Source organism: Serratia sp. OLAL2, from assembly GCF_002752475.1.
Classification (GTDB): domain Bacteria; phylum Pseudomonadota; class Gammaproteobacteria; order Enterobacterales; family Enterobacteriaceae; genus Serratia; species Serratia bockelmannii.
This window is the reverse complement of sequence record NZ_MSTL01000017.1, coordinates 352,487-374,489: the sequence shown is the minus strand read 5'-3', so window position 1 is coordinate 374,489 and position 22,003 is coordinate 352,487. Positions and strand designations below refer to the sequence as shown.

Annotated in this window: 20 protein-coding genes, 2 tRNA genes and 1 rRNA gene; 13 read left to right on the top strand and 10 right to left on the bottom strand. The window is 58.6% G+C overall.

Annotated features, from left to right (window positions below):
- Position 1 precedes the first annotated feature (1 nt).
- The 3 genes from rrf to dkgB all read left to right on the top strand — a co-directional run bounded on the left by rrf (position 2) and on the right by dkgB (position 1,304).
- Positions 2–117 (top strand): 5S ribosomal RNA (gene rrf, locus BVU99_RS13470).
- 94 nt (positions 118–211) lie between these two features.
- Positions 212–288, top strand: a tRNA-Asp gene (locus BVU99_RS13465).
- A 212-nt stretch (positions 289–500) separates the two neighbouring features.
- Positions 501–1,304, top strand: coding sequence for a 2,5-didehydrogluconate reductase DkgB (gene dkgB, locus BVU99_RS13460; protein WP_016929009.1), 804 nt, complete (start codon positions 501–503; stop codon positions 1,302–1,304).
- Between the two features lie 47 nt (positions 1,305–1,351).
- Here the strand turns inward: dkgB and yafC are convergent, their stop codons facing one another.
- Complete coding sequence (yafC, locus tag BVU99_RS13455) at positions 1,352–2,239, bottom strand: DNA-binding transcriptional regulator YafC (RefSeq protein WP_025301648.1); 888 nt, start codon at positions 2,237–2,239, stop codon at positions 1,352–1,354.
- Between the two features lie 105 nt (positions 2,240–2,344).
- Here yafC and BVU99_RS13450 point away from each other — a divergent pair, with 105 nt between their 5' ends.
- Together BVU99_RS13450 and BVU99_RS13445 are read left to right on the top strand one after the other, a co-directional pair.
- A complete protein-coding gene (locus tag BVU99_RS13450) occupies positions 2,345–3,520 on the top strand; it encodes an MFS transporter (RefSeq protein WP_025301649.1) in 1,176 nt (391 codons plus the stop codon).
- A gap of 241 nt (positions 3,521–3,761) precedes the next feature.
- Positions 3,762–4,556, top strand: a complete 795-nt coding sequence (locus BVU99_RS13445; RefSeq protein ID WP_025160092.1) for an endonuclease/exonuclease/phosphatase family protein — start codon at positions 3,762–3,764, stop codon at positions 4,554–4,556.
- A 52-nt stretch (positions 4,557–4,608) separates the two neighbouring features.
- Here BVU99_RS13445 and mltD read toward each other — a convergent pair whose 3' ends face one another.
- Positions 4,609–5,991 carry a murein transglycosylase D gene (gene mltD, locus BVU99_RS13440; protein WP_099817540.1) on the bottom strand — a complete coding sequence of 461 codons (1,383 nt, stop codon included), beginning with the start codon at positions 5,989–5,991 and terminating at the stop codon, positions 4,609–4,611.
- Positions 5,992–6,062: 71 nt separating this feature from the next.
- Entirely contained in the window at positions 6,063–6,818 is a 756-nt protein-coding gene (gloB, locus tag BVU99_RS13435; protein ID WP_049295099.1) for a hydroxyacylglutathione hydrolase, read from the bottom strand.
- 44 nt (positions 6,819–6,862) lie between these two features.
- Between gloB and BVU99_RS13430 the strand changes: the two genes are divergently transcribed.
- Complete coding sequence (locus BVU99_RS13430; RefSeq protein ID WP_025301652.1) at positions 6,863–7,582, top strand: class I SAM-dependent methyltransferase; 720 nt, start codon at positions 6,863–6,865, stop codon at positions 7,580–7,582.
- Here BVU99_RS13430 and rnhA read toward each other — a convergent pair.
- Entirely contained in the window at positions 7,579–8,046 is a 468-nt protein-coding gene (gene rnhA / locus BVU99_RS13425) for a ribonuclease HI (protein WP_033649910.1), read from the bottom strand. The genes BVU99_RS13430 and rnhA overlap by 4 nt on opposite strands.
- A 72-nt stretch (positions 8,047–8,118) precedes the next feature.
- Between rnhA and dnaQ the strand changes: the two genes are divergently transcribed.
- On the top strand, positions 8,119–8,862 hold the full coding sequence (gene dnaQ, locus BVU99_RS13420) for a DNA polymerase III subunit epsilon (protein WP_025301654.1): 744 nt from the start codon (positions 8,119–8,121) through the stop codon (positions 8,860–8,862).
- A 144-nt stretch (positions 8,863–9,006) separates the two neighbouring features.
- Positions 9,007–9,083: transfer RNA gene (locus tag BVU99_RS13415), tRNA-Asp, on the top strand.
- Between the two features lie 106 nt (positions 9,084–9,189).
- On the opposite strand, the gene BVU99_RS13410 is transcribed toward BVU99_RS13415, so the two are convergent.
- On the bottom strand, positions 9,190–11,430 hold the full coding sequence (locus BVU99_RS13410; RefSeq protein ID WP_099817539.1) for a TonB-dependent siderophore receptor: 2,241 nt from the start codon (positions 11,428–11,430) through the stop codon (positions 9,190–9,192).
- Positions 11,431–11,659: 229 nt separating this feature from the next.
- Between BVU99_RS13410 and BVU99_RS13405 the strand changes: the two genes are divergently transcribed.
- A complete protein-coding gene (locus tag BVU99_RS13405; protein ID WP_043135506.1) occupies positions 11,660–12,538 on the top strand; it encodes a siderophore-interacting protein in 879 nt (292 codons plus the stop codon).
- Positions 12,539–12,626: 88 nt separating this feature from the next.
- On the opposite strand, the gene BVU99_RS13400 is transcribed toward BVU99_RS13405, so the two are convergent.
- Positions 12,627–13,400: an amidohydrolase gene (locus BVU99_RS13400; RefSeq protein ID WP_099817538.1), complete on the bottom strand. Its 774-nt coding sequence runs from the start codon at positions 13,398–13,400 to the stop codon at positions 12,627–12,629.
- A complete protein-coding gene (locus tag BVU99_RS13395) occupies positions 13,388–14,548 on the bottom strand; it encodes a pyridoxal phosphate-dependent aminotransferase (RefSeq protein WP_049208700.1) in 1,161 nt (386 codons plus the stop codon). The genes BVU99_RS13400 and BVU99_RS13395 overlap by 13 nt, the downstream gene beginning before the upstream one ends.
- Before the next feature lie 164 nt (positions 14,549–14,712).
- Between BVU99_RS13395 and BVU99_RS13390 the strand changes: the two genes are divergently transcribed.
- From BVU99_RS13390 to BVU99_RS13380, 3 genes are read left to right on the top strand one after another with little or no spacing between them, the layout of a single operon-like run.
- Entirely contained in the window at positions 14,713–15,327 is a 615-nt protein-coding gene (locus BVU99_RS13390; protein ID WP_025301659.1) for a methylthioribulose 1-phosphate dehydratase, read from the top strand.
- The gene (gene mtnC, locus BVU99_RS13385) at positions 15,324–16,013 is read left to right on the top strand and encodes an acireductone synthase (protein WP_025301660.1); all 690 of its coding nucleotides are present in this window, start codon (positions 15,324–15,326) and stop codon (positions 16,011–16,013) included. The genes BVU99_RS13390 and mtnC overlap by 4 nt, the downstream gene beginning before the upstream one ends.
- Complete coding sequence (locus BVU99_RS13380) at positions 16,010–16,552, top strand: acireductone dioxygenase (RefSeq protein ID WP_043135518.1); 543 nt, start codon at positions 16,010–16,012, stop codon at positions 16,550–16,552. Before mtnC ends, BVU99_RS13380 begins: the two co-directional genes overlap by 4 nt.
- Positions 16,553–16,569: 17 nt before the next feature.
- Here BVU99_RS13380 and mtnA read toward each other — a convergent pair whose 3' ends face one another.
- The gene (gene mtnA / locus BVU99_RS13375; RefSeq protein WP_025301662.1) at positions 16,570–17,598 is read right to left on the bottom strand and encodes an S-methyl-5-thioribose-1-phosphate isomerase; all 1,029 of its coding nucleotides are present in this window, start codon (positions 17,596–17,598) and stop codon (positions 16,570–16,572) included.
- Between the two features lie 145 nt (positions 17,599–17,743).
- On the opposite strand from mtnA, the gene mtnK reads away from it, so the two are divergent.
- On the top strand, positions 17,744–18,943 hold the full coding sequence (mtnK, locus tag BVU99_RS13370) for an S-methyl-5-thioribose kinase (RefSeq protein ID WP_025301663.1): 1,200 nt from the start codon (positions 17,744–17,746) through the stop codon (positions 18,941–18,943).
- A 73-nt stretch (positions 18,944–19,016) separates the two neighbouring features.
- Here mtnK and BVU99_RS13365 read toward each other — a convergent pair whose 3' ends face one another.
- Entirely contained in the window at positions 19,017–19,169 is a 153-nt protein-coding gene (locus BVU99_RS13365) for a Hok/Gef family protein (RefSeq protein ID WP_004930217.1), read from the bottom strand.
- 289 nt (positions 19,170–19,458) lie between these two features.
- The gene (gene fadE / locus BVU99_RS13360) at positions 19,459–21,915 is read right to left on the bottom strand and encodes an acyl-CoA dehydrogenase FadE (RefSeq protein WP_099817537.1); all 2,457 of its coding nucleotides are present in this window, start codon (positions 21,913–21,915) and stop codon (positions 19,459–19,461) included.
- Between the last annotated feature and the right edge of the window lie 88 nt (positions 21,916–22,003).

Genomic DNA, 22,003 nt, shown 5'->3' with positions numbered 1-22,003 from the left:
GCCTGGCGGCAATAGCGCGGTGGTCCCACCTGACCCCATGCCGAACTCAGAAGTGAAACGCCGTAGCGCCGATGGTAGTGTGGGGTCTCCCCATGCGAGAGTAGGACACTGCCAGGCATCAAATAAACGTTATCAGTGTGACGACTGGTAATGCGCAAATCGCAAAGCGCGAATTTGCCGGCATCGAAAGATGCAACGTAAAAGAATCGGTGGAGCGGTAGTTCAGTTGGTTAGAATACCTGCCTGTCACGCAGGGGGTCGCGGGTTCGAGCCCCGTCCGTTCCGCCACTTAATTGATAAGCCCTGAGTCTCTGACTCAGGGCTTTTTCATATCTATATTTTGCGATTTTCAGGCCGGAATTGTCCTTCCTTACCGCCTTACTCCCCATATTGTTGCCTTTAGATCAAAAGTCTTATGCCGAACCAGGCGTTTTTGATCAATAAAAAAGTTGCCATAATCTTCCTCATACCACATCTACCCATTAATGAGAGAAAACATTATGAGCATCCCTGCATTTGGTTTAGGTACCTTCCGCCTTCAGGATCAGGTTGTTATCGATTCTGTCAGCACCGCACTCGAGCTGGGCTATCGCACTATTGATACTGCACAGATCTATGAAAACGAAGCGGCTGTTGGCCAGGCTATCGCTGCCAGCGGCGTGAAACGTGAAGACCTGTTCATCACCACCAAGATTTGGATCGCGAACCTGGCGAAAGGCGCACTGATCCCAAGCCTGCAAGAAAGCCTGAAAAAACTGCAAACGTCCTACGTTGATCTGACGCTGATCCACTGGCCGTCACCCAACGACGAAGTGCCGGTTGCCGAATTTATGGCTGAGCTGCTGGAAGCGAAAAAGCTGGGGCTGACCCGCCAAATCGGCGTATCTAACTTCACCATCGACTTGATGCAGCAAGCGATTGACGCGATTGGCGCCGATGAAATCGCCACCAACCAAATCGAGCTGTCACCGTTCTTGCAGAACCGCAAGGTGGTAGAATTTGCGCAGCAGCACGGCATCGCCATCACCTCTTACATGACGTTGGCCTACGGCAAAGCGCTGCAGGACGAAACGATCAAAAGCATTGCTGCTCGTCACAATGCGACCCCAGCACAGGTTGTCCTGGCTTGGGCATTGAAGCTGGGTTATGCGGTTATTCCTTCTTCGACCAAGCGTGAAAACCTGGCGAGCAACCTGTTGGCGCAGCAACTGACGCTGACCGACGAAGATATGGCGCAGATTGCCGCACTGGAGTGCAACGGCCGTCTGGTTAGCCCAGAAGGTCTGGCGCCAAACTGGGATTAATCATTCCTTGCAGTAGTCAGCATAAGGCGTCCATCGGGGCGCCTTTTTTATCGTTTCAGGTATTCACTCACAAAATCAATAAAGCTGCGCAGACGGTTGCTGACGGCGCTGTCGCTGTAATAAACCGCGTTGATCGGCATGGCGACCGGCAGTGTCGCTTCCACCAGAATCGGGACCAAATCTCCACGTTTGATATCTTCGTCGCTCATAAAGTCCGACAGGCAGGCGATACCGTTGCCATGCAGACAGAGATGGCGCTGGGTTTCTCCGCTATTGGTCGTCAAGCCTGGGGTGATTTCCAACTGGCTGCCATCTGAGCAAGCCAGTGGCCAGCGGTTCAAGCTGGGAAGGTCGTTGAAGCCGATGCAGCAGTGATGTTCAAGATCTTCTACCGTTAGCGGCGTGCCGTGTTGAGCCAGATAGGCGGGAGAGGCGAGCACATGCCGGTAGCTGGTCATCAGTTTGCGCGCTTTCAGTGTGGAATCGGTCAGTTCGCCTACGCGGATTGCGATATCCACTTTTCGCTCGATCAAGTTGATAAAGTTTTCCGAAGACACCAACGATAACGACATTTCAGGATAACGTTCGCGGAACTCCGCCACTAAAGGCGTCAGCATGTGCAGCACCACCGGCGTTGCCGCGTCGACGCGCAGCAGACCTTGCGGACGCTGGCGGCTTTCCATCAGCGCATTTTCCGCCGCGGCCATGTCGTTCAGTACCTTCTGCACTTGGCGAAAGTAATTCTCTCCTTCCTGAGTCAGGCTGATTTGGCGCGTGGTGCGGTTGAGCAACGTCACGCCCAGTTTGCTTTCCAGTTTTTTTACCGTTCGGCTGACTACGGAGTTCGCTTGTTCCAGGCGTTCGGCCGCCCGGCTGAAACTGCCGCTTTCCACTACGGTGACAAAGGTGATCAGCTCGTCTGAGTTTGCTTTCATTTTTGCTCCTATAGCAAAGTTAATTTGAAATTTTGAGCATTTTTATCATTTAAGCATAGGCAGATAATAGCCGTCATCAACTTGAATGCTATTTCGGAGTAAAAAATGCCACTCGCATTACTTGCCTTAACCATCAGCGCTTTTGCTATCGGCACGACCGAGTTCGTGATTGTTGGGTTGATCCCGACTATCGCGGAGCAGATTGGGGTGACCGTACCGTCCGCTGGATTGCTGGTGACTATCTATGCCCTCGGCGTGGCCATTGGCGCGCCGGTGCTGACGGCCCTGACCAGCCGTATACCGCGCAAGCTGCTGCTGGTTGGCCTGATGGTGCTGTTCACTCTCGGTAACCTGCTGGCCTGGCAATCACCCAGCTATGAATCGCTGGTGATTGCCCGGTTGTTGACCGGCCTGGCGCACGGCGTGTTCTTCTCTATCGGCTCCACTATCGCGACGAGCCTGGTGGCGAAAGAGAAGGCGGCTTCCGCCATCGCCATCATGTTTGGCGGCCTGACGGTGGCGCTGGTGACCGGCGTACCGTTAGGGACGTTCATCGGCCAGCAGTTTGGCTGGCGTGAAACCTTCCTGGCCGTTTCTCTGATTGGCGCGGTCGCTACGGTGGCCAGCATTATTCTGGTGCCGAACAATATCAAGAATCAGGGCAGCGCCGGCGTGCGGGAACAGATGAAAGTACTGACCCATCCTCGTCTGCTGCTGATTTACGCAATTACCGCATTGGGATACGGCGGGGTCTTCACGACCTTTACCTTCCTTGCGCCAATGATGCAGGAACTGGCGGGCTTCTCTGCTCCGACCGTGAGCTGGATACTGTTGGCTTATGGTGTCGCGGTGGCGGTGGGTAACATCTGGGGGGGCAAGCTGGCCGATCGCCATGGGGCGGTGCGTGCGTTGAGCTTTATCTTTGCCGCGCTGGCTGTTTTGTTACTGGTGTTTCAGTTTACCGCCAGCCACAGTATTGCCGCTTTGCTGACGGTGATTGCGATGGGCGTGTTCGCTTTCGGTAACGTGCCGGGGCTGCAGGTCTATGTGGTGCAGAAAGCCGCGCAATACACGCCAAATGCGGTGGATGTGGCGTCCGGTCTCAATATCGCGGCGTTCAACATCGGTATTGCGCTCGGTTCGGTGATTGGCGGTCAGACCGTCGCCTCACTGGGGCTGGCGCAGACCCCCTGGATTGGCGCGCTGATCGTGGTAGTTGCACTGTTGCTGGTTAGCCTCAGCGGCCGCCTGGATAAAAAGTCTCAGCTGCAAACAGCTTGATACACAAAATCATTGTTGTCTGGCCCGCATTTTGCGGGCCTTTTCGCATTTTTCACCTATTACTCCCTGTCTTTACACAGCTATACCGTCAGAAGATTGAAATCGCTGCAGGTGGCCCCTATAACTGAAAAGGTGATGCCCGCAAAAGCCATGCCCTCTATGCGGGGTAGGCGTATAATCAATTCATCGTTGGCGAGTCTTCATCGCCAGTTTTCATGTTAATGGGTAATAGGCGAATCGCGTGCCGAAACGAACTTATGCAATGAGGTATGTTGCAGGTCAGCCAGTTGAGCGAATCTTTCCTGGCGCCGTTAACCAGCCGTTGCCGCCAGGGGCGGCGCTGCCGACGACCGGCGCTCTGCGCGTTATGGTATGGAATATTTTCAAACAGCAGCGAGCCGACTGGCTTTCGGTGCTGAAAAACCATGGCAAAGACGCGCAGCTGGTGTTGTTGCAAGAGGCGCAAACCACGCCGGAACTGGTGAGCTACGCTACCGCCAACTATCTGGCGGCCGATCAGGTTCCGGCCTTTGTGCTGCCGCAGCATCCTTCCGGCGTGATGACGCTGGCGGCCGCTCATCCGGTTTACTGCTGCCCGCTGCGCGAGCGAGAGCCGCTGCTGCGGCTGTCCAAGTCGGCCCTGATCACCGTTTATCCGCTGTACAATGGCGAACTGTTGATGGTGGTGAACATTCATGCGGTGAACTTTAGCCTGGGCGTCGACGTCTACAGCAAGCAGTTGGGGCCGATAGGCGAACAGATCGCCAGTCACCGGGGGCCGGTGATTATGGCGGGGGATTTCAACGCGTGGAGCCGCAAGCGCATCAATGCGCTGTATGACTTCGCCGGCGAAATGGCGCTGCGCGAAGTGAGCTTCACCGACGATCACCGCCGCAAGGCTTTTGGCCGTCCGTTGGACTTCGTGTTTTACCGCAATCTTGGGGTCGTAGAGGCGTCGGTGCTGGTGACCAGCGCGTCGGATCACAATCCGTTGTTGGTGGAGTTTCATCCGGAGAAAGACTCGCCGGTATGGTGAATCGCAGGTAATAAAAAAGCACCCCGAAGGGTGCTTTTTTTGTGCCGAACATTTAAGTATCCGGCGTCATCTTGTTGCCGACAAACAGGGTCAGCTTCAGACCTGGCTGCAGGTTGCCTTTGGCGAGCGTTGAATTCCAACGCATCACGTCGTTAATATCGACGCCGTGACGACGTGCGATACTGGCGAGCGAATCACCTTTACGAACCTGGTAGGTGATACTGCTGTTACTGCCAGTATTGCTGGCCACTTGCAGGGTTTGCCCAACTTTTATGGCGCTCTTGGCGCGTAAGTTGTTCCAACTCTGCAAATCGCTGGTCTTAACGTTCAGCCGCTTGGCAATGCCCGATAAAGTGTCGCCTGAGCGCACTTTATACGAACTGCCACCGGTCAAACCGCTGTTCTTCGCCAACTGCGTCGTTGGCTGAGTCACGGCGATCTGGCCATCGGCCAGCGAGTCTTTCAGCTGATCGGCATGCCCTTTGGGAACCATGATGTAATGGGGCCCGTTGGGTGCCGTAACGCCTTTTTTGTAGCCTGGGTTATACGCTTTCATCTTGGTGACTGAAAGCCCTGCCATCTCAGCCGCCTGAGTTAGCTGGATCTGCTGCCCGACATCGATACGAGCCAGCGCACGGGTTTCATCCGTTTTCGGGAGTTTCACGCCGTATTTCTTGCTGTTCTTGATGATGTCGCTCAGTGCCAGCATTTTCGGGACATAGATTGACGTTTCACGCGGAAGCGACAATGCCCAGAAATTGGTTGGCTTACCCTGGCGTTTGTTTGCCTTCACCGCTTGCATCACGCGGCCTTCACCACTGTTATAGGCGGCTACGGTCAGTAACCAGTCGCCGTTAAACATGCGGTTCAAGCGCTGCATCATGTTAAGCGCAGCGGTTGTCGAGGCGACGACATCGCGTCGACCGTCATACCACTGATTGTTTTTCAAACCATAATTGCGACCCGTTTGCGGCACGATTTGCCATAGCCCTGCGGCGTTGGCACTTGACGTGGCGTGTGGGTCAAAAGCGCTCTCCACTATGGGTAGCAGTACCAGTTCCATCGGCATATTACGTTTCTTAATCTGCCCGACTATCCAGTACATGTACGGCTCTGCCCGTAATGTTACATCGTGGAGATAGCTCTTACTTTTTAAGTACTTTCTTTTCTGATCACGGATCCGGGAATTTTCCGGAACCTCCATCTTCAGCTCGTCGCTAATGAAGTTCCACAGGTCCTGTTGCGCGGCGGGACTGTTGTTATCCAACCACCGCGCCGAGCTCGCTCGGCCATTTGCTGTGTACTCTCCTGCTTCACCATCTTGACCAGCCGAAGACAAACTCTGTGCATGCTGTTCTGGCGCCGGTGCGTCCTGCCTGGACGACTGGCAACCCACTAGCAAGACTGAGGCGAGAAATATCGCTTTAGCCTTCATGTGTGTGTCAATGTAGTTGCTTAAAAGACGAGCAATAATACTTTGCTTCGCCAAATAACACAACTAAAAGCTTAGAAGTTATCTTTCCGCAGGCGTAATTCGGAAAAAACTGAATGAAGGCTTTCCGGTGGTGAATTAAAGCCTAATTTCTTTTGTAAATCAGCGTCATGGCAACGTAAAAACAGGTTAATTTTGCGCTCTAATTGCAACGTGGTCGGCACACTGGCTTGGCCTTTTGCCCTTAACGCTTCAACATGTTGTTGATATGTTTCAATCTCTCGATCTTCCGGCAAAATAGCCCGCGCAAACTTAAGATTAGAAAGAGTATATTCATGCGCGCAGCAAATTAAGGTGTTATCGGGAAGTTGCGCGAGTTGTTGAAATGAGTCGTACATTTGTTTGGCGGTGCCTTCAAACAGCCTGCCGCAGCCGGCGGAGAAAATGGTGTCACCGCAGAACAGATAAGGGGCACTATAGAATGCCACATGGCCCAACGTATGGCCGGGAACGGCGATAGTCCTGTATTGGCGGCCATCGATGTCAAAGGTGTCGCCGTCGCGGACGATGTGGTTGGCGCCTTTGTCCGCGGTTTCTTGCGGCCCATAGACGGCCAGCCCGGGATACTTCGCTACGATTTGCGCCACGCCGCCGACGTGATCGTGATGATGGTGGGTCAGCAGGATCGCCGCCGGCGCCAGCTGCAGGCGCTGCAACGCTTCGAGTACCGGCTGCGCTTCACCCGGATCGACGATAATGCAGCGCCCCTGTCGGTCATCCAATAACCAAATGTAATTGTCCTGGAAGGCGGGAATGCTGATAAGATTCATGGTGTACCTCTCGTTGGCAACGGCTTGAAAGAAGATAATAAATCATGAAACCAGCCCATACTCTACAAAAGCTCACCGGCCCGCAGTCCTGGGCTGAGCTGCCGTGGGGGGAGTACTATCGTGAAGCGCTCGAGCGGCAGTTGCAACCCTGGTGGCCCAAGCTGTTCGGTTTCCATCTGCTGAAGATGGGCATGCTCAGCGCCGAGCTGGCCACGGACAAATGTGCGATTTCCCATCAGGTCAACGTAGGGCTGGAGGGGGACGGGCTGCAGGTGATCGCCGATGCCTATCAACTGCCGTTCGCCGCCAAGTCGGTGGATGCCTGCCTGTTGGCGCATACGCTGTCCTATGCGGACGATCCGCACCGCATGCTGCGTGAGGTGGACAGGATATTGATCGACGACGGCTGGTTGGTTATCAGCAGCTTCAATCCGTTCAGCCTGCTGGGATTGGGCAAGCTGGTGCCCGGGTTGCGTCATCGCCAGCCCTATGTCAGCCGCATGTTTACCCAGATGCGGCTGTTGGATTGGCTCAGCCTGCTGAATTATGAGGTGCTGCATCAGTCGCGTTTTCACGTGCTGCCGTGGCACCGCAAGGGCGGCAAGTTTTTATGTACCCATTTGCCAGCGCTGGGCTGCATGAGCGTGATTGTGGCGCGCAAACGCACCTTGCCGCTAACGCCTACGCCGATGAAACTGGGGGCGAGAAAGCCGTCTCTTAGCCGCGCGGTGGGCGCGACCAAGAGCTATCGCAAGCTGCCTTAGGCTTCCGGTTGGTAACCGACGTCTTCTTGCGTCGGCTTACCGGCCGCTTCGCGCGCCAGCACGTCACAACGTTCGTTCTCCGGGTGGCCGGCGTGGCCTTTGACCCATTCCCATTTCACCTCGTGGCGCTGAATGGCCAGATCCAACCGCTGCCACAGATCGACATTCTTGACCGGCTTTTTGTCGGCGGTTTTCCAGCCGCGCTTCTTCCAGTTATGGATCCAACTGGTGATGCCCTGGCGCACATACTGGCTGTCGGTGCTGAGCGTCACGGCGCAGGGCACGGTCAGCGCTTCCAGCGCCACGATCGCCGCCATCATTTCCATGCGGTTATTGGTGGTCAGACGAAAACCCTCGCTGAAGGTTTTTTCCGTTTGCTTATAGCGTAATATCGCGCCGTAGCCACCGGGGCCGGGGTTGCCAAGGCAGGAGCCGTCGGTGAAAATTTCTACCTGTTTGAGCATCTCTGGTAGACTCTTCCTATCAGTTTTATAAAAGCCAAGTCTGACATAAACGAGCGCTGTGAGCACTGCAATATGATCTCTACAACCACCAGACAGATTGTCCTCGATACCGAAACTACCGGTATGAACAAGCTTGGGGTGCACTACGAAGGGCACCGCATCATTGAAATCGGTGCGGTGGAGGTGATTAACCGCCGCCTGACCGGGCGCAACTTCCACGTTTACATCAAGCCGGATCGGCTGGTGGATCCGGAAGCGTACGGCGTACACGGCATCAGCGACGACTTCCTGGCCGACAAGCCGACCTTCGATCAGGTTGCCGACGAATTCCTCGACTTTATCCGCGGCGGCGAGCTGGTGATCCATAACGCGGCGTTCGACATCGGCTTTATGGATCACGAATTCCGCATGTTGCAGCAGGGCATCCCGAAGACCGAGACCTTCTGCACCATCACCGACAGCCTGCTGATGGCGCGCCGCCTGTTCCCGGGCAAGCGCAACAACCTCGATGCCTTGTGCAGCCGTTATGAGATAGACAACAGCAAGCGTACGCTGCACGGCGCATTGCTCGATGCCGAGATCCTGGCGGAAGTCTATCTGGCGATGACCGGCGGTCAGACCTCGATAGCGTTCCAAATGGAAGGCGATACCCAGCAAAACGACGCCACGCAAGAAATTCAGCGCATCGTCCGCCCGGCGACGGCGATGAAAGTGGTCTACGCCAGCGACGAAGAAGTGAAGGCGCACGAGGCGCGTCTGGATCTGGTGGCGAAAAAGGGCGGCAGCTGCCTGTGGCGCGGTGCGCCGGCCGAGTAACGGCATTTTTGCACGAAAAAAACGCACCGGATGAACCTTCGTTGAAAAACTGTGCAAACGGTTCATTTGGTGAGAAAAAGGCGTTGACGGAACCGAGAGGCGTCCGTAATATGCGCCTCGTTCCCCCGCAAGAGGGAATGGCGCGGAGCGGTAGTTCAGTTGGTTAGAATACCTGCCTGTCACGCAGGGGGTCGCGGGTTCGAGCCCCGTCCGTTCCGCCACTATTCAGAAGCCCTGAGTTAGCGATAACTCAGGGCTTCGTCGTTTCTGCTCTCGGCAAAACGGTACGGCCCAATGAACGGGGCCGGCAGACCGGCCCCTGATTCCTCAGAACAACACCGAGTAGTTCAAACCGAAGGTGCGTCCGCGGCCCTTATAGCTGTACAGCTCAGGCGAGCCGTAGGTCGGGCTGTACAGGATCGGCGCGCGTTGGCCCCAAACGGTGGTGTATTCCTTGTCCAGCAGGTTTTCCACGCTGAAGCTGATTTTCCCTACCGGCAGGGTATAGCTGCCGAGAAAATCGAGGGTGTTGTAGCCATCGATTTTGCGGCCTTGGGTGGAGTTGGCCTTGGTGTAATCGCCGTCGTCCGACACATCGAAGGTTTGCTGCGACTGTAAGCGCAGATTCCAGTCGCCCGGCGCCCAGCCGACATAAGCGGTGACTTTCGATGGGCTGGCGGTATCGACCACCAGCTTCTTCCATTCGCCGTTGACCTTGGTTTCGGAACGGATAACGTTGAAGTTGGTGCCGGCGCTCCAGTCGCTGTCTTCAAAGAAGTAGTCCACCGCGCCTTCCACCCCATAGATACGGCGCTTATCCGCATTGACGTTAATGGTCATGTCGGTTTTGTTGATAGCGATGCTCTTGTCGGACAGCGAGTAGTAGGCGGCGATTTGCGTGCGCAGGTTATCGCCGGTATAGCGCCAGCCCAGCTCGTAGGCATTGACCTTGATGCCCTCCAGCTTGGAATCGCCGACGTTGACGCTCTTCAACAACTGGTAATGGCCGCCGTTCAACGCGTAGGTGCCGTTACCGTAATATTTGCCCGGATCCGGGATCTCGAAGCCCTGAGAGAAGTTGAACCAGGTTTGCTGGCGCTCGGTCAGATGTGCCAACAGGCCGGCGTTGAACAGCGCGTTGTTGTAGTCGGTTTTCCCGCCCGGTATAGCGTCGGCGGATGTCGCGGCGCCGGTGGCGATCGCCTGCTGCTGGTTATAACCGACGAAGTCGTCGATCTTGTTTTCGGTGTACTGGTAACGCACGCCGCCGCTCAGGGTGAAAATGGGATTAATGTCGTAACTGGCCTGCAGGAACGACGCCAGGTTGCTGGTGGTATAGCTCGGGTAGCGGCCGGTGCTGTAAGCGTTCTCCAGCATCATGCCGCCGGACTGCTGAGCCTTCGCCAGGTTAAAGAACTGCTGATTGGCGTTGAAGCTTTCATGCTCGGCGTCAATGCCGTAAGTCAGCGTCAGTGCGTCGACAGGTTTGCTGTTTAACGTCAGCTTGCCGCCGTAGAAATCGGTTTTTTGCTGTGAAGCACCAATGCTGTTGACGTAATAGTTCGGCGCTTTGCCCGCCAGCGTCGGGAACGGGTAGAAGGTCAACGTTTCGTCGCGGTAGTAGACCTGCGCCACCAAATCCTGGCCGAGGAAATCAGTGTTGGAATACTGCAGGTTGATCAGGTGGCGTTCGGTACCGGGGATGCGGTCGGAATTTAAGTTACCGCTGTTATATGCCTTGGCGTTGCCCGTCACCGCCGCAAAGTTCTCTCCCAGGAACAGGCCGTGATCGCCGTCGGATTGGCTTTTGTAGTATTGGGTGGTCAGCTGCAGCTGTTGATGATCGTCGATGTTGAGGGTGCCGGTGCCCATGACGTCGAGGCGATCGGAATACTGCAGGCCGGTTTGGGTATTGTCGATCAGTACCTCATTGCCTTTGCCGTCATACCAGCCGCCATAGCGCTGGTAAGAAACGGACAGGCGCCCAGAGGCGTTGTCGTTGCCGCCGCTGACCGCCGCCGCCACGTTCTCGTCGTGATCGTTATGGCCGCCAAAGCCGGTTTTACCGCCGACCTGCAACTCGACCTGCTGTTCCTGTTGCCCTTTTTTGGTGACGATATTGATCAGGCCGCCGGTGCTGCCGCCGCCGTACAGAGAGGTCGCGCCGGAAATCACCTCGATATGATCGATATTGAATGGATCGATCGAATCCAACTGGCGGCTGTCGCTGCGCGATGAATTCAGGCGTACGCCGTCAATCATCACCATCATCGAGCGGCCGCGCATATTCATGCCATAGTTGGTACGGCCCTGACCGCTGACGTCCATGCCGGGGATCAACTGCGCCAACATGTCCTTGATCTCTTTACCGCCCTGAACCTGCTGTTCGATCTCCTGGCTTTCAATAATCCAAGTGGTCTGTGCCATTTCCGCCGTGCTGCGGTGCGAACGGCTGGCGGAGACCACCATCTGCTCTTCGGTGCCGGCTTTCTGATCTTCAGCCCAAGCCGCCGGCGCAAGCATTGCCAGCAGACAAGGGTTCAATACCCAAAGGTGTTTGCGTTTCATCGTTATTTCCTGGTGATATTGTTATTGTGTTTTTTTTGAGAATGCTTCTTTTATCAATAACGTTTCTTGTTATCAATAAAATCGTGATATGATTTTTTGCGATACATTAACGTAATTAATTAGTTTTATTAACATTTTGCCCGCTGCGCGATCGAGCACCCCACGCCGTCAACACGGCAGCCGATCGGCCATACGCACAAGCGACAGCCGTTGCCGGAGAATCGAGAACATGTCCGCCAGCTACAGAATTTTTGATATCACCTTGAAAAGCAAAACGCTGATTTCATCTTCGCTGGTGCGCTGCGTGTTTGAAGGTGCAGATATTCATCGGATGAAGCTCGAAGCGCCGGACCAGCGCATCAAACTGTTGTTCCCGGCGGCGGACGGCAAGATCCCGCAGTTGGTCAACAGCTCGGACTGGTACGGCGATTACATGGCGATCCCCAAAGAACAGCGTCCGGTGATGCGCACCTATACGTTGCGTGCGCTGCGCCGCGAGCAGAATCAGATGGACGTCGAGTTCGTGTTGCATGGCGTGAACGGCCCGGCTTCCGCCTGGGCGACCCATGCCGAACCCGGAGACACGATTCAAACGGTCGCCCCCAACGGTGACTTCGACGGCGACAGCGGCGGTTACGAATGGGCGCCGCCGGCGCAGTTGCAACAGGCGTTGCTGATCGCCGATGAGACGGCGGTGCCGGCGGCGATGGCGATTCTGGAACAGCTGGCGCAGCAGGCCAATCCGCCGCGGGTGCAGGCGTTTTTTGAGGTGCCGGTGGCGGGGGATTGCCTGGATTTGGCGCATTTCCCGTTCGCCGAGGTCTACTGGCTGCCGCGTGACGTCGGCCGCCAGCTGGCACACGGTACGCTGCTGGTGGAAGCGGTGCGCCAGCGGGTGGATATCCCCGCATCGGCGTGCGCACAGGCGCAGTCACTGGCGGAAAGCAGCCTGAGCGATGAGGTGCTGTGGGAGCGGGCGGCCGGCAGCAACGCTTTTTATGCCTGGGTGGCGGCCGAATCTTCTGCGGTGAAAACGCTGCGGCGTTACCTGATTGGCGAACGCGATCTGGATCGCTCCACCGTCAACTTCATGGCCTATTGGTGCTGAACGAGCCGTCCTTTTCCGGCATCGGCGCGGAGTCTTTATCTCTCTGCCGAAGATCGACGCGCTAATCGCCGGCTGGGATCGCGTTTAATCAGTCAAGACGCAGAAAGCTGTCGGCATCGCGCCAGGCCGGGAAGGCGTTGCGGTAACTCTGCAGGGTTTCCAGCGACAGCTCGGCGTCCAGGCGCGTGGCCGCGCCGGGTTTCGCATCCGCCAGGATCTCGCCCTGAGGGCTGATGATTAAGCTGTCTCCGCTGTAGCTCAGTCCGTTAGGATCTTCGCCCACCCGGTTGCAGCCCGCCACATACACCTGATTTTCAATCGCCCGCGCCGCCAGCAGCGTTTGCCAATGGCGGCTGCGCGGCGCCGGCCAGTTGGCGACGTACAGCGCCAGATCGTAATCCTGCTGATAGCGTGCCCAGACCGGGAAACGCAGGTCGTAGCAGATCTGCGGCAGGATGCGCCAGCCGCGCCACTCGAAGATTTCACGCCGGTTGCCGGCCTGGTAATGCAGGTGTTCGCCGGCCATGCGGAACAGGTGGCGTTTATCATAGGCATGCACCTGGCCGCCCGGCTCTACCAGCAGGAAGCGGTTGACCGCGCCTTCGGGCGTTTTCAGCGCCACGCTGCCGCCGATTAACGCGTGGCTTTTCACCGCCCAACCGCGCAGCCAGTCGATCACCTGCTGTTCGGGCAGGGCGCTCTCGCCGGCATCCATGGCAAAACCGGTGGTGAACATTTCCGGCAAAACGATGAGATCGCGCCCGGCGATCGGTGCCAGCAACGCGTCGAAGGCGGCCAGGTTAGCGAGGCCGTCGCGCCAGACCAGAGGTTGCTGCAACAGGGTAATTTTTAAAGTCGACATAACCGCTCCGCAGCTGCATCCAGCGTGGCGTCCTGTTTAGCGAAGCACAGCCGGATCAATTTATGGGGGAAAGGATCGGCACAGAAGACCGACAGCGGAATGGCCGCCACGCCCACGTGCTCGGTTAACCAATGGCAGAACGCCACATCGTCCAGATCGGAGATGGCGCTGTAGTCCGCCAGCAAGAAGTATGTACCCGCGCAGGGTAAAATTTCCAGTCGGCTGCGCGCCAGCGCCTGCACAAAGCGATCGCGCTTGGCGCGATAGAACGCCGGCAACTGCCGCCAGTGCTCCGGCTCGGCACGCAGGCTATCCGCTAGCGCCAGCTGCGCCGGGGTGTTGACCGAAAAGGTCAGGTATTGATGCACCTTGCGCACCTCGGCGCTCAGCGCGGCGGGCGCCACGCAGTAACCCACTTTCCAGCCGGTCATGTGGAAGGTTTTACCGAAGGAGGACACCGCGATCGCCCGTTGGCGCAGCTGCGGGTGGGCCAACACGCTGGCGTGGCCGCCTTTGGCGAAGCAGATGTGTTCGTAGACTTCGTCGCTGAGCACGTAGATTTCGCGTTCTGCAATGGCGTGCCACAGCTGCTGCATATCTTCCGCCTGCCAGGCGGTGGCGGACGGGTTGTGCGGCGTGTTGACGATCACCAGGCGGGTGCGCGGCGACAGCGCGGCGGCGAACCGTTGCCAATCCACGGCAAACGCGGGCGGCTGCAGGGCGAGGCGTTTGAGTACGCCGCCGGCCAGCGTCACCGCCGGCGCATAGCTATCGTAGCTGGGATCGAAGCAGACCACCTCATCGCCGGGGCGCACCAGCGCGCTGATGGCGGCGAACAGCGCTTCGGTGGCGCCGGCGGTGACGGTCACTTCAGCAGCGGCGTCCGGCTGCCAGCCATACAGCTCGGCGGTTTTGTCGGCGATGGCTTCGCGCAGCGGCGCCACCCCGGTCATCGGCGCATATTGGTTGGCGCCCTGGGCAACGTGCCAGGCCAAGCGTTCTTTCAGGTAGTCCGGCCCGTCGAAATCAGGGAAGCCCTGAGACAGGTTGATCGCCTGATGCTGCTGCGCCAGCGCGCTCATCTGGGTAAAGATGGTGGTGCCCAGGGCAGGCAGTTTACTTTCGGGAATCAATGCGGAAGTGCTCATAGCAGGTGAATACTCCAGGCGCTTATATTGCCGTCAATATAACACGATGCTAGTATTTGGCAATCAAGACGCTTAGATGGCTAAATGCGAAAAAGTGCTTAGCCCGCCACGCGGCAGGCAAAGTTTCCTCTGCCGGCCGCCTTACCGAACGGGAAATGATAATAATGACGGATAATCCGCAATTTACCGCATTGCTGGCGGCCTGCCACTGGATTGGCGACAAAGGCTGGTGCCCGGCGACCGGCGGCAACATGTCGCTGCGCCTCGACGAACGTCAGTGCCTGGTCACCGAGTCCGGCAAAGACAAGGGCAGCCTGAGCGCCGCCGATTTTCTGCGGGTGGATATCGCCGACAATCATGTGCCGAGCGGCCGCACGCCGTCGGCGGAGACCGGGCTGCATACGCTGCTCTACCGCCTGTCTGCGCACATCGGCGCGGTGCTGCATACCCATTCCGTCAACGCTACCGTACTGTCGCGGGTGGAACGCGGCGATGCGCTGGTGCTGCAGGGATACGAAATGCAGAAGTCGCTGGCCGGCCAGCGCAGCCACCTGGACAGTGTGGCGATCCCCATTTTTGATAACGATCAGGATATCCCCCGGTTGGCGGCGCGTGTGGCGGCCTATGCCGAGGCCACGCCACTGCAGTACGGTTTTCTGGTGCGCGGCCACGGTCTCTATTGCTGGGGAAGCCAGGTAGCGGAAGCCCGCCGCCATCTCGAAGGGCTGGAATTCCTGTTCCAGTGTGAACTGCAACGCCGCTTACTGGAGGCGAAATGATCCGCGCTATCGTGACCGATATTGAAGGCACCACCAGCGATATTCGCTTTGTGCATCAGGTACTGTTTCCCTATGCCCGCGAACGGCTGGCGGATTTTGTGCGCCACCATGCCGCTGAGAGCGAAGTCGCCGCGCCGCTGGCGGCGCTGCGCGCTGAAATTGACCAGCCGCAGGCAGATCTTGACGCGCTGATCGCCGCCCTGTACCGCTTTATGGATGAAGATCGCAAATCTACCGCGCTCAAGGCGCTGCAGGGCATCATCTGGCGCAGCGGCTATCGCGAGGGCGACTTCCGCGGGCATCTGTACCCGGAAGTCGCCGGGCAGTTGGCCGCCTGGCAGCGGCAGGGAGTGAAGCTTTACGTCTATTCCTCCGGTTCGGTGGAAGCGCAGAAGCTGCTGTTCGGTCACAGCGACGCAGGCGATCTGCAGCCGCTGTTCAGCGGCTATTTCGATACGCACGTTGGTGCCAAGCGCGAAACCGCGTCGTACCGCAACATTGCGCAGGCTATCGGCATCGCGCCCGACGAGCTGCTGTTCCTGTCCGATATTCACCAGGAGCTGGATGCGGCGCAGGCCGCCGGCTGGCATACCTGCCAGCTGATCCGCGATGAGACGGACGAGCAAAGCCGGCATCCGCAGGTTAACCGTTTTGATCGTATCGATTTAGGGGAGTTCGTTTCATGAGTGGATTGACCATTTTCAGCGATAAAGCGCCGCAGCAGCCGCTGTGGCAGAGCCGCGACGCGCAGGAGATCCAGCGCCAGCTGGCGCAAATCGGCGTGCGCTTTGAGCGCTGGCAGGCGGATCGCGAGCTGGGCGACAACCCGCAGCCGGAGGCAGTGATCGCCGCCTACCAGCATGAGATCGACCGGCTGGTGGCGGAAAAGGGCTACCAGAGTTGGGACGTGATCAGCATGCGGCCGGACCACGAGCAGCGTCAGGCGCTGCGCGAAAAATTCCTGTCCGAACACACGCACGGCGAGGATGAAGTGCGCTTTTTCGTTGAAGGGGCGGGGCTGTTTTGCCTGCATCTGGACGGCAAGATCTTCCAGATCCTGTGCGAAAAGAACGATCTGATCTCGGTGCCGGCCAACACCCGTCACTGGTTCGATATGGGCTCGGCGCCGCACTTTACCGCGATCCGGGTATTTGACAACCCGGAAGGCTGGGTGGCGCATTTCACCGGCGACACGATCGCCGATGCCTATCCGCGTTTGGACTGATCGTCAACCGGCGGGCGTTACCCCAGCGCCCGCTGGAAAATCCCCGCTTCAACCTGTTGCGGCGTGATCACGCCGCTGTCGAACACCCACCCGCTGATAAGCTTCGCCGGCGTGACATCGAACGCCGGATTGTACACCGGTGCCTCGTTCGGCGCCCACTGGCAGGCGCCGAAGCTGCCTGAAACGCCGGTGACTTCGGCCGCCGCGCGTTGCTCGATCGGGATGGCGGCGCCGTCCGGACAGTGCGGATCGTGGGTGGTGTGCGGGGCGGCCACGTAGAACGGGATGCCGTGATAGTGCGCCAGCACCGCCAGGCTGTAGGTGCCAATCTTGTTGGCGACGTCGCCGTTGGCGGCGATGCGATCCGCGCCGACCCACACCGCATCGACCTGGCCCTGCGCCATCAGGCTGGCGGCCATCGAATCGCAGATCAGACGATAGGGAATGCCCAGCTCGCCCAGTTCCCAGGCGGTCAGACGACCGCCCTGCAGCAGCGGCCGGGTTTCATCGACCCACACCTGTTGCACTTTGCCCTGCTGGTGGGCGCGCAGCAGCACCCCGATGGCGGTGCCGACGCCGGCGGTGGCCAACCCGCCGGTATTGCAGTGGGTCAGCAGGCGGCTGCCGGGCTTGACCAGCCCAGCGCCGTGATCGGCGATGCGATCGCACAGCCGGCGATCTTCCTCCACCAGCCGCAGCGCTTCGTTCACCATCGCCGGCGCCCAGTCAGGCTCCGCCAGCGCCAGCTTCATGCGATCCAGATTGTTCATCAGGTTAACCGCCGTCGGGCGGGCGGCGCGCAGCGTGTGCAGCGCCTGTTCCAGCTCGGCGCGCGGCAGACCGCGTTCCGCCAGCAGCGCCAACAGCAGGCTGGCGGACAGCCCGATCAGCGGCGCGCCGCGCACCCGCAGGCTGTGAATGTGCCCGACCAACTCTTCCACGCTGTCGCAGGCCCGCCACCGCTTTTCCTGCGGCAGAGCTTGCTGATCGAGGATCCAAAGGCGGTTATCTCGCAGGGTCAAACTGGTGGTGTTAAGCGCTTGCATCGGCGGTTAATTCCTTGTTGCGTGGTTATTGCATCTGAAACGCTATTCTGCCAACATGACTTCCAGATGTATAGACGTCCAAATGCTTTTACGTCTAAATAATCAGAGTCGCTGGGTCAGTGAGAGAGAACAGAGGGGTTGGGGAATGTCGCTTTATCGTACGTTTACGGCTGCCGATGCCGTTGAATATGCCCGCCAATACGGGCAGGTGGCCGAACCGCAGGCGCTGGTGAGCGCCGACGAGATCGGTGACGGCAACCTGAACCTGGTGTTCAAGATCCGCGATCGCGAAGGCGTGAGTCGGGTGATCGTCAAACAGGCGCTGCCCTACGTGCGCTGCGTGGGCGAATCCTGGCCGCTGACGTTGGATCGGGCGCGCATCGAAGCGGAAACGCTGCTGGTCCACGGCAGTTTCTGCCCAAGGCATACGGTAAAAGTCTTGCATCACGATCCCGAATTGGCGGTGATGGTGCAGGAAGATCTCTCCGATCATCGCATCTGGCGCAGTGAACTGGTGCAGGGGAACTATCACCCGCTGGCGGCTGGGCAACTGGCGGAATACCTGGCGCAGACGCTGTTTCACACCTCCGATTTTTATCAGTCGGCGCAGCAGAAGAAGGCGGAAGTCAGCCGTTTCACCAACCCCGAGCTGTGCCAGATCACCGAAGATCTGTTCTTTACCGACCCCTATACCGACCATGAGCGCAATCAGTTCGAGGCGGCGCTGTTGCCGCAGGTGCAGGCGCTGCGTGAGGATGCGCCGCTGAAGCTGGCGGTCGCCGGCCTGAAACATCGTTTCCTCAGCAAAGCGGAGGCGCTGCTGCACGGCGATATTCACAGTGGTTCAATTTTCGTGGCGGAAGGGCGGTTGAAAGCGATCGACGCTGAATTCGGTTTCTACGGCCCGATCGGTTTCGATGTCGGCACTGCGTTAGGCAACTTGCTGCTCAACTATTGTGGCCAGCCGGGGCTGTTCGGGCCGCGCGATGCCGCCGCCGGACGCGAGCAGCGCCTGCAGGATGTGCGCGAGCTGTGGCTGATTTTCGCCGATCGCTTCCTGGCGCTGTGCCATCAGCAAAGCCGCGATGCGGCGCTGGCGACGCCGGGTTACGCCGAGCAGTTCCTGCAGCAGGTCTGGGCTGACGCAGTAGGGTACTGTGGCACCGAACTGATCCGGCGCACCATCGGCCTGGCGCACGTCGCCGATCTGGACAGCATCGCCGACGCCGACATGCGCCTCGACTGTCAGCGTCACGCCCTGGGATTGGGGCGCACGCTGATCGTCAATGCGCCGCAGATCGAGCATATCGATGCGCTGTTGGCGCGCATTCGCCAGCAGGGCTGAAAAGGCGGGTGCTCGTGGATCCTGCCTGACACCATCCGCCAACGGGCGGGGCGAACCCCGCCGTTGGGTTGCCTTACCGTTCGGATTCGTAAGCCAAAGTGGCCGCAACCTCCGAGTCTCCCAACCTGATGCGCAGTTCGCACAGCGAACCGCGGGTTAGCCAGATGAACGCGATCAGCGTCATACAGACGATCACCAGCTTAAGCACGACCCGTTTTTGCTGCATTTTTGACCTCCCTATCCTTGCCTTGCGGCGGGTAAGAGGCTAACCTGATGTTGCTAGGCATCAGAGTGGCCTCGGGTTGATAATATCGACTCGGGGCCTTTCTCTTTCTCTCCTTTGCCAAGGCTCCGGACAGAAAGATCCAGAGCACCCGCTGCGCAGTCTACCCGAACTTCCTTCCCGTGAAATCCGCCGTTGCGCCAACCTGCGGCGCGGTGCGCAGTTTGTGGTGCAAGAAAAGAAAAAGGGGCGATGATGATCGCCCCTTGGATGCGTGGAGTGGGAATTGGCGTTAAGCCGCTTCGGTCTGCTGTTGGCGCTTAGACTGCGCCGCCGGCTTTTCCGGCTTGGCGGCCGCCAGCGCATCCGGTGCAAAGTCGTCCACGTTGATGGAGCGCAGACGGCTCTCTTCGGCTTTCACCAGGATCTTCGCTTCGTCGGCGCTGATCTTGCCTTCTTCCAGCGCGCGTTCCGCCAAACGATCCAGACGGGTGAACGGCAGGTTTTTGCCGGCTGCCTTGCACAGACGTTCGTGAATCGGCTCGGCGGCCATCACGTCGGCCAGCGCCGCTTCCAGCAGGCCGATTGGGTTATGTTCGCTCGGCGTCAGGTACTGACCGCGCCCCAGGCGGCTGCGGGTGGCGGAAGGCACCTGCAGAATCTTGGCCAACTGGTGATCCAGGCGATCGGACGGTGCGGTATGCACGCGGCCGAACGGGAAGACCACGAAGCGCATCGCGCCAGCGATAAAGCGGTTCGGGAAGTTGCGCAGCAGGTCATCCAGCGCCTGTTCGGCTTTATGCAGGCTGTCTTGCACGCCCCAATGCACCAGCGGCAGATCTTCTTTCTGACGGCCTTCGTCGTCAAAGCGTTTCAGCACGGCGGAAGCCAAATACATCTGGCTGAGGATATCCCCCAGGCGAGCGGAGATGCGCTCACGGCGCTTCAGGCTGCCGCCCAGCACGCCCATGGAAACGTCCGACAGCAGCGCCAGGTTGGCGCTCAGGCGGTTCAACTGCTGATAGTAACGACGGGTCGCATCCTTGGTCGGCGTGGCGCTGGTGCGGCCGTTGGTCAGGCCCAGCCAGAAGCTGCGTACCTTGTTGCTGCTGACGTGGCCCAGGTGGCCGAAAAGCGATTTATCGAAGGCGTTCAGATCGTTGTTCTGTGCCGCTGCCATTTCATCCAGCACATAAGGATGGCAGCGGATTGCGCCCTGGCCGAAGATCATCATGGTGCGGGTCAGGATGTTCGCGCCTTCCACCGTGATGGCGATCGGTGCGCCCTGATAGGCTCGAGCCAGGAAGTTGGATTCGCCCAGCATGATGCCTTTACCGCCGGCGATGTCCATGGCGTCAACGATCGACTGTTGGCCGCGGTGTGTACAGTGGTATTTGACGATGGCCGACAGCACGGCCGGTTTCTCGCCCTGCACCAGCGCGTAGGTGATCAGCGAAGCGGCGGCGTCCATCACATAGGTGTTGCCGGCGATGCGTGCCAACGGCTCTTCGATCCCCTCCATCTTGCCGATGGAGATCTTGAACTGACGGCGAATGTGCGCGTAGGCGCCGGTCGCCAGGGCGATGGATTTCAGGCTGCCGGTAGAGTTGGACGGCAGGGTGATGCCGCGGCCGACCGACAGGCACTCAACCAGCATGCGCCAGCCCTGGCCGGCCATTTTCGGCCCGCCGATGATGTAATCGATCGGCACGAACACGTCGGTGCCGCGGGTTGGGCCGTTCTGGAACGGCACGTTCAGCGGGAAGTGACGGTTGCCGATTTCCACGCCCGGCGTGCTGGTTGGGATCAGCGCACAGGTGATGCCCGGGGATTCGTTGTCGCTCAGCAGGCGATTCGGGTCATGCAGTTTGAATGCCAAACCCAGCACGGTGGCGACCGGCGCCAGCGTGATGTAGCGCTTGTTCCAGGTCAGGCGCATGCCCAGCACCTGCTTGCCTTGCCATTCGCCCATGCACACGGTGCCCACGTCCGGGATCGCGCCGGCATCGGAACCCGCTTCCGGGCTGGTCAGCGCGAAGCAAGGAATTTCGTCGCCGCGCGCCAGGCCCGGCAGATAGTGGTTTTTCTGTTCTTCGGTACCGTAGTGCTGCAGCAGTTCGCCCGGGCCGAGGGAGTTTGGCACGCCGACGGTGATCGCCAGGATGCCGGAAACGCCGGCCAGTTTTTGCAGCACCATCGCCTGAGCGTAAGGTGAGAATTCCAGACCGCCGTACTCTTTCTTGATGATCATCGCGAAGAAACGGTGTTCTTTCAGGTACGCCCAGAGTTCAGGCGGCAGATCGGCCAGTTCGTGGGTGATCTGGAAGTCGTTGGCCATGCGGCAGGCTTCTTCCACCGGGCCGTCAATAAACGCCTGCTCTTCTTCCGTCAGGCGCGGTTTCGGGTAGCTGTGCAGCTTGTTCCAGTCCGGCGCGCCGCGGAACAGATCGCCTTCCCACCAGGTGGTACCGGCGTCGATCGCTTCCTTCTCGGTGGTGGACATCGGCGGCATCACCTTGCGGAAGGCGCGCAGCGCCGGCGCGGAGAGCAGGGAACGGCGTACAGAGGAAAGGTTCAGCGGCAGCAGCACGATCGCCAGCGGCAGCAACAGCCAGAAGCTCCACAGGCCGATAGCACCCATGGCGGCAGTGTACGCCACCAGGATCAGGCTGCTGAGGGTAAGGTTCACTCGGTGGTAGAACACCACGCCGAGGAGAGCCAGGAAAACGACGATACTAAGAACCATCATAAGAAGCTCCGAAGTAGTAAGAGGTCTGACCTGTTGTGTGTATGTAATAGGTTTTAGTACAAGGCAGAATTTTTATCAATGCGTTTAC